Raw genomic sequence first — 14,598 nt, 5'->3', positions numbered from 1 at the left:
CGGGGGATGAACCCCCGAGGAAACGCGGGCTTCTTCTCCTGAAAACACCCTGTCACCCCGGGGGAGCCCAGGTCACGTGGAGGACAACATGCTGAAAATGAAGAACTTGCTGCTGCTTGTGGTGGCCCTGTCGTTGACGGCCGCCGGCGGCTGCATCTTCTCTCCGGAACCCGACCCGAAGCCGCCGGTGAACGGCGGGGGGCTGCCGTTCCCCGACACCGCCGACAAGCTCATGGCCAACTTCCAGACGGTCTACGAGACCATGGTTTTCGATGATTTCCGGAAGCTGGTCCACCCCGATTACATCACGATCCTGCAGCCGAGCACCGTGTCACAGTTCCCGGATGTCGGCGAGACGCTCGACCTTTCGGAGGAACTCCGCATCCACGAGCGCATGTTCTCGAAGGCCGACGTGACCGACCCGCTGGGCACGCTGGTCCCGGGCGTGCAGGAGATTTCGTTCCAGACGTTTGCGCGCCAGGGCACCTGGGGCCTGTCGCCGGCCAATGACCGCATCCCGAACGCCGAAACGGCGCTCTACGACGTGGTCTTCCTGTTCGAACGTGGCGGCCTGTACTCGACGCTGAAGGTGCAGGGCACGATCAAGTTCTACGTGACGCACCGCGACTCGCTGGTCGGCGGCCTGACCAAGCCGTACTACCAGATGCTCGGCCAGATGGACTTGACCCAGGACCAGTAGGTCCGGGCAGGTTCCGGCGGATGGGCGCACGCCCGCTGCCGCGAGGCGAAGACAAGGGGAGCCCGGTGGCTCCCCTTTGCTTTTGGCTGCACTTCACCGCCGCGGGGATGCGGCCTGTCGCAGGGCACCGTTCCGCCGGAACTGGCCAGCCGGCATTTCGTGGCGTACCATGCCGCCCGGACGCTACCGCATGCACCCGCCAGCCTGGAGTCTTTGTGCCGCCATTGCCGAGCCGCCACAGCCATGCGCAAGCCGTGTCCGGCGGCCGTTGCCCGGGCGCCGGCCGGCGGCTGGCATGGCGTCCGGCCCTCGGGCTGCTGGCCGTGGCCTGCCTGGCAGCCTGCTCGTCCGACACGGGCGACAGGCGCGAAGGCGCGAACGCCCGCGGCGGGTCGCAGCCGGAACCAAGGATCACCCCGCAGGCGGTCGAACGCGCCCTGGCGCCGTCGCTGGCCCGGTGGACCGTGCCTGGCGCCGCGCCTGGCGCGAACGCACAGTGGCCCCTGGCCGCAGCCGGCGCCGGCGCCGGCGCCGTGATCGCCTGCCGTTGTCTGGAGTGGCGCGCCGACTGGCCCGTGCAGGCCGTCGCCGACAGCCTGCGCGGCCCCCTGGCGGCCGCGGGGGCTGCGGTGCTCTGGCAACAGCCCCTGGCAGGGCAGGCCTGGCGCCTGGACGTGGGCGGTCCGGGCCGCCCCACCCACACGCTGGTGCTGCTGCCCGCGGGTTTTGCCGGCCAGGTGCGGTGGGCACAGCCCGAACAGGCCGCCACTTCCGGGGTGACCGACGCCGGCAGCGACACCGTGCTGGTGGCCCTGGTGATCGATGATTGCGGCCAGCGCCTGGACGGCCCGGTCGCCGGGATCCTGGCGCTGCCGGTGCCACTGACGTTGGCAGTGCTGCCGGGACTGCCGCAGTCGCGTGCCGTGGCGGCGATGGCCACGCCGACGGCGCCGGTCACTGCGGGAAGCGACGTGCAGCGGCCGGAAAGGCTGGCCGCCGGCTGTGTGGTCGAGGTGGCGGTCGACCCGGCGCCGGCGACGGCGCCGCGCGATGTCCTCCTGCACCTGCCGATGCAGCCCCTCGACTATCCCGCCACCAATCCGGGACCCGGCGCGCTGCTGGTCGGACTCGACCCCGCCGAGGTCATCCTGCGCCTGGAGACGGCCCTGGCTTCGGTGCCGGGCGCCCGCGGCGTCAACAACCACATGGGCAGCGCGGCCACCGCCGACCCGGCGTTGATGGCGACATTGATGGCTGCACTGGGTGAGCGCGGGCTTCTCTTCCTGGACAGCCTGACGACGCCGCATTCGGTCGCCTGGCGCGAGGCCCGCGCCGCCGGCCTGCCTGTGCTGCGCAACCGGCTCTTCCTGGATGTCGACCATCTGGACGAGGCGGCCATCAGTGCCAGGCTGGCCGAACTGGTGGGCGTGGCCCGGGCGTCGGGGCAGGCCATCGGCATCGGCCATCCACACGCGGCGACGGCTGCCGTGCTGGCGCGCGAGTTGCCGGACTACATGGCTGCAGGCGTGCGCTTCGTCACCGTTTCCGAACTGCTGGCCCTGCGTCCGCACATCGCGGCGCGCGAACCGGAGGCGGCGCATGCCCGCTGAAGTCCTTTTCTGGCCACTGCCGGCGGGCGCGCCCACCGACCTGGCGCCGCCTGACGTTCGCCCCGGCCTGCGCCGCCTGGTCGTGGCGCTCGGCTTCGAGGGAGCCGCCGCCCGCGGGGCGGCGTGGCCCCTGCAACTGCCGCTGGGGGCGCCCGGTCGGCCGGCTCCCGTGCCACCTGCCTGGGCCCGCGAAGTGGGCGCGACCCTGGCCGGGACCGGCGCTGCCGCGCTTCCGCCCTGGATCTTCGCCACCGACAGTCCCTCGATCGCGACGCGTGGAATCGACACCGCCGCGGGCCTGCGGGACGTCGCGCGGGCCAAGGGCTTTGGCGCCGCCGGCGCCGCCGGGCTCGCTTTCAAGGTGGGTGACGACCCGGACGCCCAGGTGGACGCGACTCCTCTGGCGGGGGCGGGGGCCGGGGAGCCGTGGCCCGGCGCGTCGTCGGTCGGCATCCTGGCCGGAGCGGGGGGCCTGGCCGTACTGAGCCCATTGCGCCCGCATCCCCATCTCGGGGTGACGGCCTCGGTGGCGGCCCTGGGACTCGATCTGTCCACCCGCGAAGCCAAGCTGGCGCTGCACCGGGGTATTCGCCCCCAGGTGGATACGCCCCTGTGTGCCGGCTGCGGCAGCTGCCTGGACGTCTGCCTCTACGACGCCATCGTCATCCGCGGGGGGCGCGCCACCATCGACCACCGCCACTGCACCGGCTGCGGCGAGTGCATGGGGGTGTGCTTCATGGCCGGAATCGCCCCGGAAGCCGCCGTCGGCGTGGCGACGTTCCGGGACGCGGTGGCGGGCGCTGCGATCGGGACGGCCGGACTGCTGGGCCGCGGCCCAGGGCGGCCCCTGCTGTGCCTCAACTTCCTTGTCCACCTGGAAACCCACGGAGCGGCCGGCAAGGCGCGCCGTCGGCTGCCGCCGGCCGGCATCGGCATCCTGGCCTCGCGTGACCCGGTGGCGGCCGACGCCGCCGCCTTCGACCTGCTTTCCGAGCGCCTGGGCGCCCCCCTGGACCAGTGGAGCGGCTATGCCCAGCCGCCCGGCCTGCTGCTCGAATGCGCGGAAGCCGCCGGCCTGGGCAGCCGTGACTACCGGTTGCGCGAAGTCTGAGCCCTGCCTGAATTTCTGGATTCCGCAGCCCCCGTGTGCTATCATGGCAGGCGCTGTTTGCGGTGGACTGCCTTTGCGCGCCTGGTCGATTTGGGGCCCGCCGCGGGTCGTGGCCGGGCGCGTTGCCTGAGGCGTGCCTGTTTCCGGCGTCATTTTTTTGTTGCCGCCACGGTTGGATGTGACATCCGGCCAGAATGTGACATCCGGTCAGGATGGGGCATCCGGCCGGTCAGTGGCGTCCGGTCTCGGATGCTGGGTCAGTCGTTCCTGGGAGTGCCAAGATGAACCGTTCCCTGCAGATCCGGGCAGGGCTGAGCGCCGTCGCCGTCCTGCTGGCGATCTACGGCCTGCTGCCGACCTTCAAGTCCCTGTCGATCTCCCACGCGGAGCGGGAGGCCGCCAAGGCCAACCCGACACGCCTGGCCGAGATCGAGGCGATCGACGCCAAGGCGATCCGCCGCGGCCTCGACCTCAAGGGCGGCATGTACCTCGTACTCGAGGTCGATCAGACGAACATGGACTCCGGCCAGGCCGCCGATGCCCTGCAGCGGGTCAAGGAGATCCTCTACAACCGCATCGACAAGTTCGGCGTCTCCGAGCCCGAGATCACGACCTTCGGTTCGAACCGGATCGTGGTCAAGCTGCCCGGGCTGCAGGACCCCGAGCGCGCCAAGGGCCTGATCGGCAAGACGGCCCGCCTCGAGTTCCGGCTCGTGCGGCAGCCCGACGACCTGCAGGACGCCCTGACGCGCCTCGACCAGGCCTTCGCCGGTACGGTGACCACCCCGGCTGCCGCGCCCGGCGACACCGCGCTGGTGCCCGACCAGGACCAGTTCCTGCGCGACCATCCGTTCAGCGGCCTGGTCATGACGCAGGCCGGCATCACGAGCACGCCGCTGTTCGTGGCCGAGGAGAACGTCGACCGCGTCCAGGCGATGCTCGATGACCCGCGCACGGCGGCCCGCCTGCGCGGCATGGAGTTCCAGTTCGGCATGGACCCGATGAACGTCGGCGGCGCCACCTCGCTGCGCCCGCTCTACCTCGTCGACGCCGCGCCGATCATCAGCGGCGACCAGCTGACCGATGCCTTGAGCTCCGCCGACAACGAACGCCCGGGCCTCTGGCAAGTCACGTTTACGCTGAACAACCGCGGCGCCCGCGAATTCGGCCGCGCTACGGGCGAGAACGTGGGCCGCTTCCTGGCCATCTCGCTGGACGGCCGCATCTCGTCGGCCCCGGTGATCCAGTCGCGCATCACCAGCACGGGCTCCATCACCGGCAACTTCACCAACGCCGAGGCCAACGACCTGGCCCTGCTGCTGCGCGCCGGTGCGCTGCCCACCGACATCACGATCGCCGAAGAGCGCACCGTGGGCCCGAGCCTGGGTTCGGACTCGATCCGCATGGGCGTCAACGCCTCGATGTGGGGAGCGCTCCTGGTCGTCGTGTTCATGCTTGTCTATTACCGGTTGAGCGGGGTTGTCGCGGTCGTTGCCTTGACGGCGAACATCCTGATCCTGTTGGCGGTGCTGGCCCAGTTCGACCTGGTCCTGACGTTGCCGGGCCTGGCCGGCGTCGCGCTCACGGTGGGTATGGCTGTGGACGCCAACGTGCTGATCAACGAGCGCATCCGCGAGGAATTGCGCAAGGACAAGACGATCCGTGCCGCGGTGCAGGCCGGCTACCAGAACGCGACGCGCACGATCATCGACTCGAACGTGACGACCCTGATCGCCGGCGGCGTGCTGCTGTGGTTCGGCACCGGGCCGGTCAAGGGCTTCGCCGTGACGATGTGCATCGGCATCCTGACGAGCATGTTCACCGCGCTGGTCATGACCCACGCGATCATGGACGTTGTCACGCAGGGCAAGGGTAAGCAGAAGCTCAGCATCTGAAGACCGCGCGCGGCGCGGTCCAGGTGCCCGTGAGGGCACGACAGACGCCGGGCACCGACCCGGGAAAGGCCAAGACGGAAATGCTGCAATTCTTCAGGAACGCCAACTACAACTTCACCGGTTCGATGAAGCTGTGCTTCTCGCTGTCGGCCGCCCTGGTCATCGTGAGCATCGTGCTCATGCTGATCCACGGCGGGCCGCGCCTGAGCATCGATTTCACCGGCGGTTCGGTTGTGCAGGTGAAGTTCGCGACAACGCCCGGCATCAGCCAGGTGCGCAGCGGCCTCGAGACCCGCGGCTACCCCGGCGCGCAGGTGACCGAGTTCGGCGCCGCCGACGAATTCCTCATCACCGTGCCGGCCACGAAGGGCGCCAGCGGCGTCGAGGCGGCCGATACCGCCCAGAAGCTGCTGGGCGACCTGCGCAGTGCCTTCCCCAGCGCCGGTGTCGAGCTGCGGCGCGTGGAGTCGGTGGGCCCGAAGATCGGCAGCGAGCTGCGCACCGCGGCCGTCAACTCGATCATCGCCGGCCTGTTCGGCATCATCATCTACGTCTGGTTCCGGTTCGTGCTGCGCTACGGCTTCGCCGCCATCCTGGCGCTGGTCCACGACGTGACCCTGACCCTCGGCGTCTTCTCGCTTCTGAACCTGGAGATCAGCCTGCAGATCGTTGCGGCGCTGCTGACGATCGTCGGTTACTCCATCAACGACACGATCGTGGTCTTCGACCGGATCCGTGAGAACATGAAGCTGCGGCGCCGCGAGAGCTATCGCGACGTGATCAACCGGTCGATCAACGAGACGCTCAGCCGCACCATCCTGACGTCGGCGACGACGATGACCGTGGCGGTGGTGCTGTGGGCGATGGGTGGTCCGGTGATCAGGGACTTCGCGTTTGCGCTGAGTTTTGGCGTGTTTGTGGGTACTTACAGTTCGATCTTTATTGCTAGTCCGGTTTTGGTCTGGTGGTATGAACGTCAAGCCTCCGACGCCAAACGTGCCGCTCCCGAAATGTAGGGTGGGTTGTGCCGCGGAGATTGTGTCCGGCCGCGTCAGGCAATGGCGCGGCCGGTTCTCTTTCCGGTCTCTAGTATGCGTACTTCAGGTCATGCACCGTCTGCCGCTCCAACACCCGCGTGCGCACCCGCCGCCCGTAGTACTCCAGCCAACGTCCCGGCAGTGTGATCCGACTCGCGAAAAGCCGAATCTCCAGCAACTCCGCAATCTCCAACCGATCCACCCGCATGTTCCGCGTCTGGGCAGGCGTCGGACTGCCCGCGGACCTTCTCCTTCCGACCCTTCATGTAGTTGCGCCACACCAGGAACACCGCCAGCCGCTCTGCGCTCGCCTGCCGCCGCTTCGACCAAGCAATCGTCTCCCGCTTGTGATTGGCGCTGCTGTGCCGCAACAGCATATCCGCCAAGTTCACCGGGAATAGGCGATTGCGCGCATCCCGCCGCTCCTTGCTCGACGTCACAAGGTGCGTCACTTCGCACGGCAACTGCCGGATCGCCCTTGGATACGCCTGATGATCGTCGCTCAGCACCGTCAACCGCTTCTGCCGACCGACGACAACCTCGAGCAAATGAGTGACATCCTTCAACACCGCCTTGGGGTCAGGCCGTCCGTACTGCTGCTCGAGGCGCTCGCGCTTGCGCTTCTGGGCATCGGTCATGGTGCCTGAGCGGCGCACCTCGCTGTCGGTGAAGTAGACGATGAAGTCGGACTCGGGCTCGACAGCCGGGTGGTGGTGAAAGGGCCAGAAATGGGAATGCTCGAAAGTAACGAAGCCATCGATGGCGACTGTGGAAGCCGGCTTTGCGTCCCGCATCTGCTGCGAGTGGTAAAGCAGACAATGGCGGCCGAGCCGCGCCAGCTGGCGGTCAATGGTGGAAGGTGCGACCCGCAGTTCACGGGCGATCTGGCGGTTGGCCATGCAGCCGACGGTCTTCATGACGAGCTGGCCCAGGACTTCCGGCCTCTTGAGCCAGTAGGTTGTCGCGAAAGTCTGGGAGCTGAAGGAGCGTCGGCAGCACTGGCAGAGGAACCTGGGGATACGCTTTCGCTGGCAGTGACTCCAGTGGTAGCCAATGCGCTTGAAACGCCATCCCTGGCGCAACCCTTTGTGGAAATGGCAGTTGGGGTTGGGGCAGTGGGGCGGGTCGAAGTAGCTGGCGTTGGTGTTCATGTCAGGCCTGGGGCATCAACCGGGCCGGACACGATTTCGGCGGCACAACTAGGGGGACGCTGGTAGGTGGGTGGGGTCTGACTGCCGATGGCAGCTCAAGCACACCCTCCCCTGATCATGATTCTGCCCATGACACTTCCGACACAACTGCCCCTGCCCCGGATCCGTGTACGGATTCGGCAAGGGCCACGAGCCCGAAGGGACGCCATCCTCAGCCAGCCGATAGGCATGGAAGTCCCAGCGGCCGGAAGCAGGTGCAGACGAAGCGTGGGCGCGGTGACAGGTCAGGCAGTGGAGGCGTCCGTTGCCGCCGGGACCGGCGGTGCCGGTGATGCTGGCGTCGGCGGACTCGAAGGGCACTTCCGGCAGGTACGATGACGCTGCGGTGCCGCCCGTCGGGAGCGCATCCCCGTCGTACATCTCGTAACGCCGGCGTTGGCCGGAGTCGAGGACGTCGTCGACGGGGTGTTCAAAGGATGCCGTACCGGAATCGTGGTAGAACCCGTGGCAGTTCGCGCACCAGCGCGTCATGCCGGAGATGTAGGCGCTGTGGGCGGTGCGGCTCTCCACCGCGGCCGGGTCTGTGGTCGGCAAGCCGACCGCGACGGGGGTGGGATAGAGGAAAGTCCCGGTGCCGTTCTGGACGGGGCCGGCGCCGTGGAGCATGCGGAAGCCGGCGTTCCCGTGCGGGTCGTGGCAGCTGGTGCAGCCGAGTGCGGCGGACGGAAAGGTGCCGCCCGGGGCGCGGTTCCAGCGGCTGTCGGCGGCCAGGCCGAGCGCCGGCGAGACGATGCTGTGGCCGGCGGCCTCGCCTGCCAAACGCGGAGCGGGGGCCGTCGCGTCGTCGTTGAGGTTGTCTTCGAGCAGGAAGACGAAATTGCCGGCTCCCAGTTCGCGGGGGGGATTCAGTGGGTTCAGGCCCATGACCCCGCCGTCGCCGTGGCATGTGAGGCACAGGTCGGTCGATGAGGCGGCCAGCAGGAGGGGGCGCAGTCCGTCAAAGGCGACCTGTCCGGGAACGGCATCGTGCATGACGTGACAGCGGGCGCAGGAGCCGACGCCGCCGTCGTGGAAGGCCGTGGCTGCGCCGGGCGAGGTGGGGACGGCCAGGCACGCGAGAACCGACAGCACCACGCGGGCAATCGAGTGTGTGCGTCGTGCTGGAGCGATTGTCGGTTCCAGGAATCGCATCGGCACATATCCGTCGCGTGAAAGCGGCCCAATTCGCGGCGCCCGGGAGATGGGGGCCTGTCCGTGACCATCCTTATCATACCATGCCGCCGGCGCGGAATCCAGCGGCTGCCCGGAAGAAAGGCCCCGCGCGATTGCTCGCGCGGGGCCCCGGGAATCGCAGTCAGGCGTGGCGTGACTTAGTGGGTCGCGCCGGCGTGGTCGAACTCGTCCTTGGCGTGGCACTTGTTGCACAGCGAGCGCTGGTTGGCCACGAAGGTGTAGTTGTAGTACTTCCGGTCGACGTCCGTCTGGATGAAGCCGACGTCGGTCGTCAGCGGGTGCGACAGGGAGATCAGGTTGACGGCCATGTCCCAGCGCGCGATGTCCGCGAACGGCGAGGCGTGCGCACGGTGGCAGGTCAGGCACATGACTTCGTCGGTGCCCGTCGGGCCCTGCGTGTAGTTCGCGGGGTCGGCGGTCGCCAGGTCGACCGAAGCGGCCTCGAAGGGCACCAGGCCCCAGTACGACGTGGCGGCATCGCCGCTGCTCAGGTCGTCCGAGCTGACGTACGCGTTGTAGGTCGCCGCGACGGTCGAGCCCATGGAGCGGGTCGGGTGCACGAAGTTGGCCGTGTTGTTGTCATGCAGCGTGGTGTGGCAGTTGGCGCACCACATGCTCATGCCGCTCTTGTAGATCGTGTGGTCGGTGTTCGTCTCGACGCCCGGCTGCGTGCCGTAGGTGTTGCGCGAGTTGCCGAGGGCCAACGGGGCCGCGTTCGTGAACGCATAGCGGGTGCCGTCGTACTTCGGGCCGGCGCCGGCGCCGTACAGCAGGCGGAAGTTCGTGTTGCCGTGCGGGTCGTGGCAGCTGGTGCAGGCCAGGCGCGAGCTCAGGAAGCTGCCGCCGGGCGCGTTGGCCAGCGTGGCGTCCTGCGCGATGCCGCGGGCCGGCGAGATCACGTTGTGGCCGTGGCTGTCGCCGGTGCTGCTCAGCGTCGCGCCGCGCGACACCCAGCTGAAGGTGCGGGTGACCCAGTAGTAGTCGCCGCCGGGGCCGAAGCCCTCGCCGTTCTTGAACTGGCCGTAGCCGGCGTGGCAGCGCAGGCAGGTGTCCGAGGGATTGCCGGCGTTCAGCAGGTAGGCGTTGCCGTTCGGATGAGCGGTGTCCACCAGGGCGCCGTTCTGGCTGTTGTGCATGGTATGGCAACCGGCGCAATAGGCGACGCCGGCGTCATGGAACGCCATCACCGAGCTGGCCGACAGACCGAGCGTCAGCACAAGGGCGATCTTGATGAAAGTCTTCACGAGTGAGCCTCCAAGTGCAAGTTTACTTGTCCCGCGAGACGGGACGTGAACAGTTCGACTACCGGTTGCGGGCCGGGCGCCGGATTTCCGGCCAGGCCTGCGGTGAACGTTCCAACCTCCTCACGTCCGAACGCCTCGTGACTTCGCGATTCCCCAATCGGGCCCGGCCACGGCCGGGCACTTCTATTCAACAGTCCCGGCGGCCAGGACGCTGAATACCTGCACGCGACCGCGATAGCCCTGCGCCACGAAGAGGTGGCCGCTGCCGTCAGTCGCGATCGAAACCGGGTGGTAGAAGGCCCCCGGCGCGTCGCCGATCGAACCGAACTCGCTGATGAATTCCTGATCTGCCCCGAAGGCGAGGATCTTGTGGCGCATCTGGTCGAGCACCAGCAGGGTCCCGCCGGGCCCTTCGGCCACGGCCACCGGCGCCACCATCCGGCCCGGCGACGAACCGAAGCGGCCGAACGTGGACCGGACTTCGCCGTCCTCGCCAACCAGCACGATGCGGTGCAGGTTGCTTCCGGGCACGGCGTAGGAACCGTCAGCCAGTTCGACAGGGCGGCCGAGGCCCATTTCAAGGTCGCCGGCATCGGCTTCGGGTTCGGCGATGACCTTGGCCCACATCACGTCACCGGTGGCCGCGTCGTGCTTGGCCAGCAGTCCCGTCGTGCCGTCGATGGTGACGTAGTTGCCGTCGCGGGCGACCAGGACGTGGTCGGGGCGCCAGTCGTCGCGCGGCGCAGCGGCCGTCCAGCCGTCGGGCTCGCCGTAGACGTCGAGGCGCGCGAGCGTATAGCGCGTCCCGTCGGCGAGCGTGACTCCCAGCAGGCGGCCGGCGTGGTCGATGGCGCCGTCGTCGGGCTGCGAGAGGCCCGCAAAGCCCGTGGTGCGGAAGGTCTCGATGCCGGCGCCGTTGAACACGTGCAGGATGCCGTGCGCGGCGTCGGTCACGACCACGCCGCCCGAAACGACATCGCAGGTGACCGAAACCGGGAGCAACCGGCCGTCTTCGTGCCGCGTGAGATCCAGGGCGCGCTCGTAGCGGAACTCGACGGCAGCGCTGGCGGTACCCGCGCCCAGCACCAGGCAGGCGCCAAGGACGGTTGTTAAGGTGCCAACGTTCCGCAGGGGGAAACGGGCGAGCGCTGTCGGGCGAATCCGGGGCATTTGTCACGCTCGCGTCATGGGCCGGGGTCGCGGGGGCCCCCTGGGAGCCCACTTGGAGGTCTCGAGGGCCTCCTTTTGTCACGGATATATCATATCACACAGGCGGCACATGTCAACCACCACGCTAAAAAAAAAACGTGGAACGCACGTATGTTTATGACTTTCGCTATCAAAATCTAACTTGCTGTCATGTCGACATCTAGGTCACCTGGAAGGCCGACGGCCCGGAGTCGCGGTGATGTCCGCTGCCCCGGGCCGTCCTGCCGGAACCTTCCGGCAAAGGCGTGAAAACGGGTCCGTGCTCCTGATCAGCCCCCTGTCCGCAACTTGTCCGTGTGGCAGCCGATGCAAAGCTTGCCCTCGGGGTCGTCACGCAGGAAGCGGACGAACGAACTGCCATGCGGGTCGTGGCAGCTGTTGCAGGTCATCTTGCGTCCCGTCCGGGGATCGACCGTGTCCTCGCCCATCGGGTGGTCGACATGGTCGCGATAGGTGTGGCAGTTCAGGCACACTTCGGGCGCGGCCTTGCCGTCCACCTCGGCGGGACTCAGGTGCGGGTCATGGCAGGCGGTGCAGTCGCGCCCGTCCACCTGCGGGTGGCGATGGGCGGCCGTGCGGTTCCCGTCGACCTGCTCCTGGTGACAGGTGGCGCAGACCACCGCCTGGCGCGCCGGCAGCAGCGGCGCCACCGGTCCCGTGTGGGGGGCATGGCAGACCGTGCAGGCCTTCTCGCCGACAATCGCCCCGTGCGGCTTCCCTTCCTTCAGGCTGGCCGCCAGGCCGGGGTGACACGACAGACAGAGCGCCGGCTGGGGCTGCTTCGTGGCGACCGCCGTGCCGGCGTGGCAGGCGGCGCAGTTGCCGGCGCCGAACGGCTGGTGCACGTGCTCGTGCGGGAGGTTGGCACGCTTGGCCGCATGGGGCGCGTGGCAGCCCGAGCAATCCGCCTTTTCCACCGGGAACCCGCGATGCTTCGCCGGCAGGGTGGAGGCGGCGTGGCACTTGACGCACAGGACGCTGGGCTCGTCGATCAGGCTCATGGCGACGTTGCTGCCGTGCGGATCGTGGCAGCGCGTGCAGGAGCCGGTCCGCAGCGGGGCGTGCACCACCGGCCACTTCTTCAGTGCCTCGATGGATTCGTGGCAACTCGTGCAGAGCGTCGAAGCAGGCTTGACCAGCAGCTTCGGCTCGGTCGAAGCGTGCGGCGCGTGGCAGGCCTCGCACTTGCCGTCGCGAACCGGCGTGTGGGCCAGTTCAGGTTTCGGCGCCAGGTCGGAGGGCGCATGGCAGTCGGCGCACACATCGCCTGTCCGCTTCGACGGCAGGAGCGCCGGCCCGCGGGCCACGTGCGGATTGTGGCATGACGAGCAGTCACCCTCTGCGAAAGGCGCGTGCACCGTCTGGCCGGCGGCAGCCGGCTCCGGCAGGCCGTCGTGGCACTGCAGGCAGGTCTGGCGCTGGTCGGCGATCGGTGCGGCACCGTCGTGGCACGAGGCGCAGTCGCGGTCGCCGAAAGGCGGATGCGCCGATGCCACCAACAGGCCACGTCCGGCTGAATGGTGCGGCTCGTGGCAGCCCAGGCAGTCCATGCCCTGCGGATCACGCCCGAGATGGCTGGCCGTGAATCCGGCGCTCTTCTCGTCGTGGCAGCCGAAGCACAGCGCAGGCGCAGGCTCGCGCAGGAACCCGGCGCCCTGGCCTCCGTGGGCCAGATGGCAGTCCAGGCATCCGTCGCGGCTGGGCGGGTGGATGGAGGCGGCGTCCTTCGGAGCCGCGACATCCTCGTGGCACAGGGCGCACAGCTTGCCGGCCTCGGCGGAGAGAAGGGCCTTCTGTCCGGACCGGTGCGGGTCGTGGCACGCCGTGCAGTTGCCGGTGGCGACCGGCTCATGGCTTCGCCACCCGGCGCCGGCAGGGCTGCCGGTATCGTGGCAGGCGGCGCAGGTCGCGGCCAGCGGTTGCCGCAGCAGGCCGCGCTCCGGGCCGCCGTGGGGCAGGTGGCAGTCGAGGCAGGCGCCGTCGGCCGCGGGCGGATGCAGGGTGCCCCCGGCCGGCAGCTTGCCGAGGTCGGCGTGGCAGTCGGCGCAGAGGGCCGCGGCCGCCTTCTTCAGCAGTGCGGGCTGCTCCGCGGTATGGGGCTGGTGGCAGGCCAGGCAGTCGCCGCCCTTGGCCACGGCATGAGGGTACTTCGCCAGTGTCTCGAGCTGCACCTTGGTGTGGCAGCTGAGGCAGAGCGTCCCGACCGTGTCGACCAGAAGGGCCTTGCGCTCGGAACTGTGCGCCTCGTGGCACACGGTGCAGTCACGCTTGACCAGGGGCGCGTGGACGACGGCCGGCGGCGTGGCGCCGGCGACCGGCAGGATACCGGTATGGCAGCCGGCGCACAGGACGTTCGTTTCCTGCTTCAGCAAGCCCTTGTTGTCGGCACCGTGGGCACCGTGGCAAGCCGTACAGTCGCCGCCGCTGGCCGGGGCGTGACGCACCGGCCGCAGGAACGACGACTCCTCGTGGCACTCCAGGCACATGCGCTTCTCGTCTGCGACGAGCAGGGCCGGGCGTGAACTGCCGTGGGGCGCGTGGCACTGGCCGCATTCCTTCGCGGCGGCCGGCTCGTGCGGCATCTTGAAGGCCGCAGCCGGGTCGTCATGGCACTGCAGGCAGAGTTCGGCGGCCGGCACAGTCAGTGCGGCACCGCCGGCGGCGTCGGCCGCGTGGCAGGCGGTGCAGTCGCCGTCGACCATGGGCGCGTGCCTGACGGCGTGCAGCAATCCCTTGCTGTCCGAACTGTGCGGATCGTGGCACGAAACACAACCTGCCAGGCCGCCCTGCCCGCCATGCACGCGCGTGAGCTTGGCACGATCGGTATGACAGCCGAAGCAGAGGTCGTCGCCCTCGCGGATGAGCAGGCCGGCGTGGGCCGAAGCGTGGGGATCGTGACATGCCGTGCAGCCCTCGCGCGCGAGGGGCTTGTGGATATTGCGGCGCTGGAAATTCGCGGCCTCGTGGCACGCGTAGCACGACTGGGCGCCGGCGGCCTGCAGCAGGCCCGGCTGCCCCGACCCATGTGGGTCGTGGCAGCCCGAGCAGTCACCCTGCTTCAACGGTTCGTGCACCACATTCCGGCGCGTCACATCCGCGAAGCCCACGTGGCAGGGGAGGCAGAGCTCACGGCCGGTGCCCTGCAGCACCAGCTTGCCGATGACGCCGTGCCTGCGATGGCAGCCTTCGCAGTTGCGCGCGCCGAACGGCTCGTGGGCGTTCTTCGTCGGCGTCTGCTTGATCGTCTCCTGGTGGCAGTCGACGCAATTCTTGGCCTTGAAAGCCCCGGCTGCCAGGGCAGACCCGGCCGGGACCGCCAGCAGCATTACCAGCGCCGCGACTGCCGCGGCACGGGGCAGGCGAAGGGCGGTCGCGCCAGCTGCGTACGTTCCGTTGCGATGCACGTTG

At 68.9% G+C, this 14,598-nt stretch carries 10 protein-coding genes; 5 read left to right on the top strand and 5 right to left on the bottom strand.

The window, feature by feature from the left end; genetic code table 11:
* Positions 1–88 precede the first annotated feature (88 nt).
* The 5 genes from IPG61_12825 to secF all read left to right on the top strand — a co-directional run bounded on the left by IPG61_12825 (position 89) and on the right by secF (position 6,332).
* Positions 89–700 carry a hypothetical protein gene (locus tag IPG61_12825; protein ID MBK6734939.1) on the top strand — a complete coding sequence of 204 codons (612 nt, stop codon included), beginning with the start codon at positions 89–91 and terminating at the stop codon, positions 698–700.
* Positions 701–915: 215 nt separating this feature from the next.
* Positions 916–2,310: a divergent polysaccharide deacetylase family protein gene (locus tag IPG61_12820; protein ID MBK6734938.1), complete on the top strand. Its 1,395-nt coding sequence runs from the start codon at positions 916–918 to the stop codon at positions 2,308–2,310.
* Positions 2,300–3,421, top strand: a complete 1,122-nt coding sequence (locus IPG61_12815; GenBank protein ID MBK6734937.1) for a hypothetical protein — start codon at positions 2,300–2,302, stop codon at positions 3,419–3,421. Before IPG61_12820 ends, IPG61_12815 begins: the two co-directional genes overlap by 11 nt.
* 281 nt (positions 3,422–3,702) lie before the next feature.
* Positions 3,703–5,316, top strand: coding sequence for a protein translocase subunit SecD (gene secD, locus IPG61_12810; GenBank protein ID MBK6734936.1), 1,614 nt, complete (start codon positions 3,703–3,705; stop codon positions 5,314–5,316).
* 125 nt (positions 5,317–5,441) lie between these two features.
* Complete coding sequence (gene secF, locus IPG61_12805; GenBank protein ID MBK6734935.1) at positions 5,442–6,332, top strand: protein translocase subunit SecF; 891 nt, start codon at positions 5,442–5,444, stop codon at positions 6,330–6,332.
* Between the two features lie 89 nt (positions 6,333–6,421).
* On the opposite strand, the gene IPG61_12800 is transcribed toward secF, so the two are convergent.
* From IPG61_12800 to IPG61_12780, 5 genes are all read right to left on the bottom strand, one after another.
* Positions 6,422–7,504, bottom strand: a complete 1,083-nt coding sequence (locus IPG61_12800; GenBank protein MBK6734934.1) for an IS1 family transposase — start codon at positions 7,502–7,504, stop codon at positions 6,422–6,424.
* Positions 7,505–7,552: 48 nt separating this feature from the next.
* Entirely contained in the window at positions 7,553–8,695 is a 1,143-nt protein-coding gene (locus IPG61_12795) for a hypothetical protein (GenBank protein ID MBK6734933.1), read from the bottom strand.
* A gap of 179 nt (positions 8,696–8,874) precedes the next feature.
* Positions 8,875–9,981 (bottom strand): hypothetical protein, encoded by a 1,107-nt coding sequence (locus tag IPG61_12790; GenBank protein ID MBK6734932.1) that lies wholly within the window; start codon positions 9,979–9,981, stop codon positions 8,875–8,877.
* 183 nt (positions 9,982–10,164) lie between these two features.
* Positions 10,165–11,151, bottom strand: a complete 987-nt coding sequence (locus IPG61_12785) for an NHL repeat-containing protein (GenBank protein ID MBK6734931.1) — start codon at positions 11,149–11,151, stop codon at positions 10,165–10,167.
* A 308-nt stretch (positions 11,152–11,459) separates the two neighbouring features.
* Entirely contained in the window at positions 11,460–14,594 is a 3,135-nt protein-coding gene (locus IPG61_12780; protein MBK6734930.1) for a cytochrome c3 family protein, read from the bottom strand.
* Between the last annotated feature and the right edge of the window lie 4 nt (positions 14,595–14,598).

Source organism: bacterium (assembly GCA_016703265.1).
Classification (GTDB): Bacteria; Krumholzibacteriota; Krumholzibacteriia; order LZORAL124-64-63; family LZORAL124-64-63; genus CAINDZ01.
The sequence above is the reverse complement of the archived record's forward strand: the minus strand, read 5'-3'. Positions and strand labels throughout refer to the sequence as shown.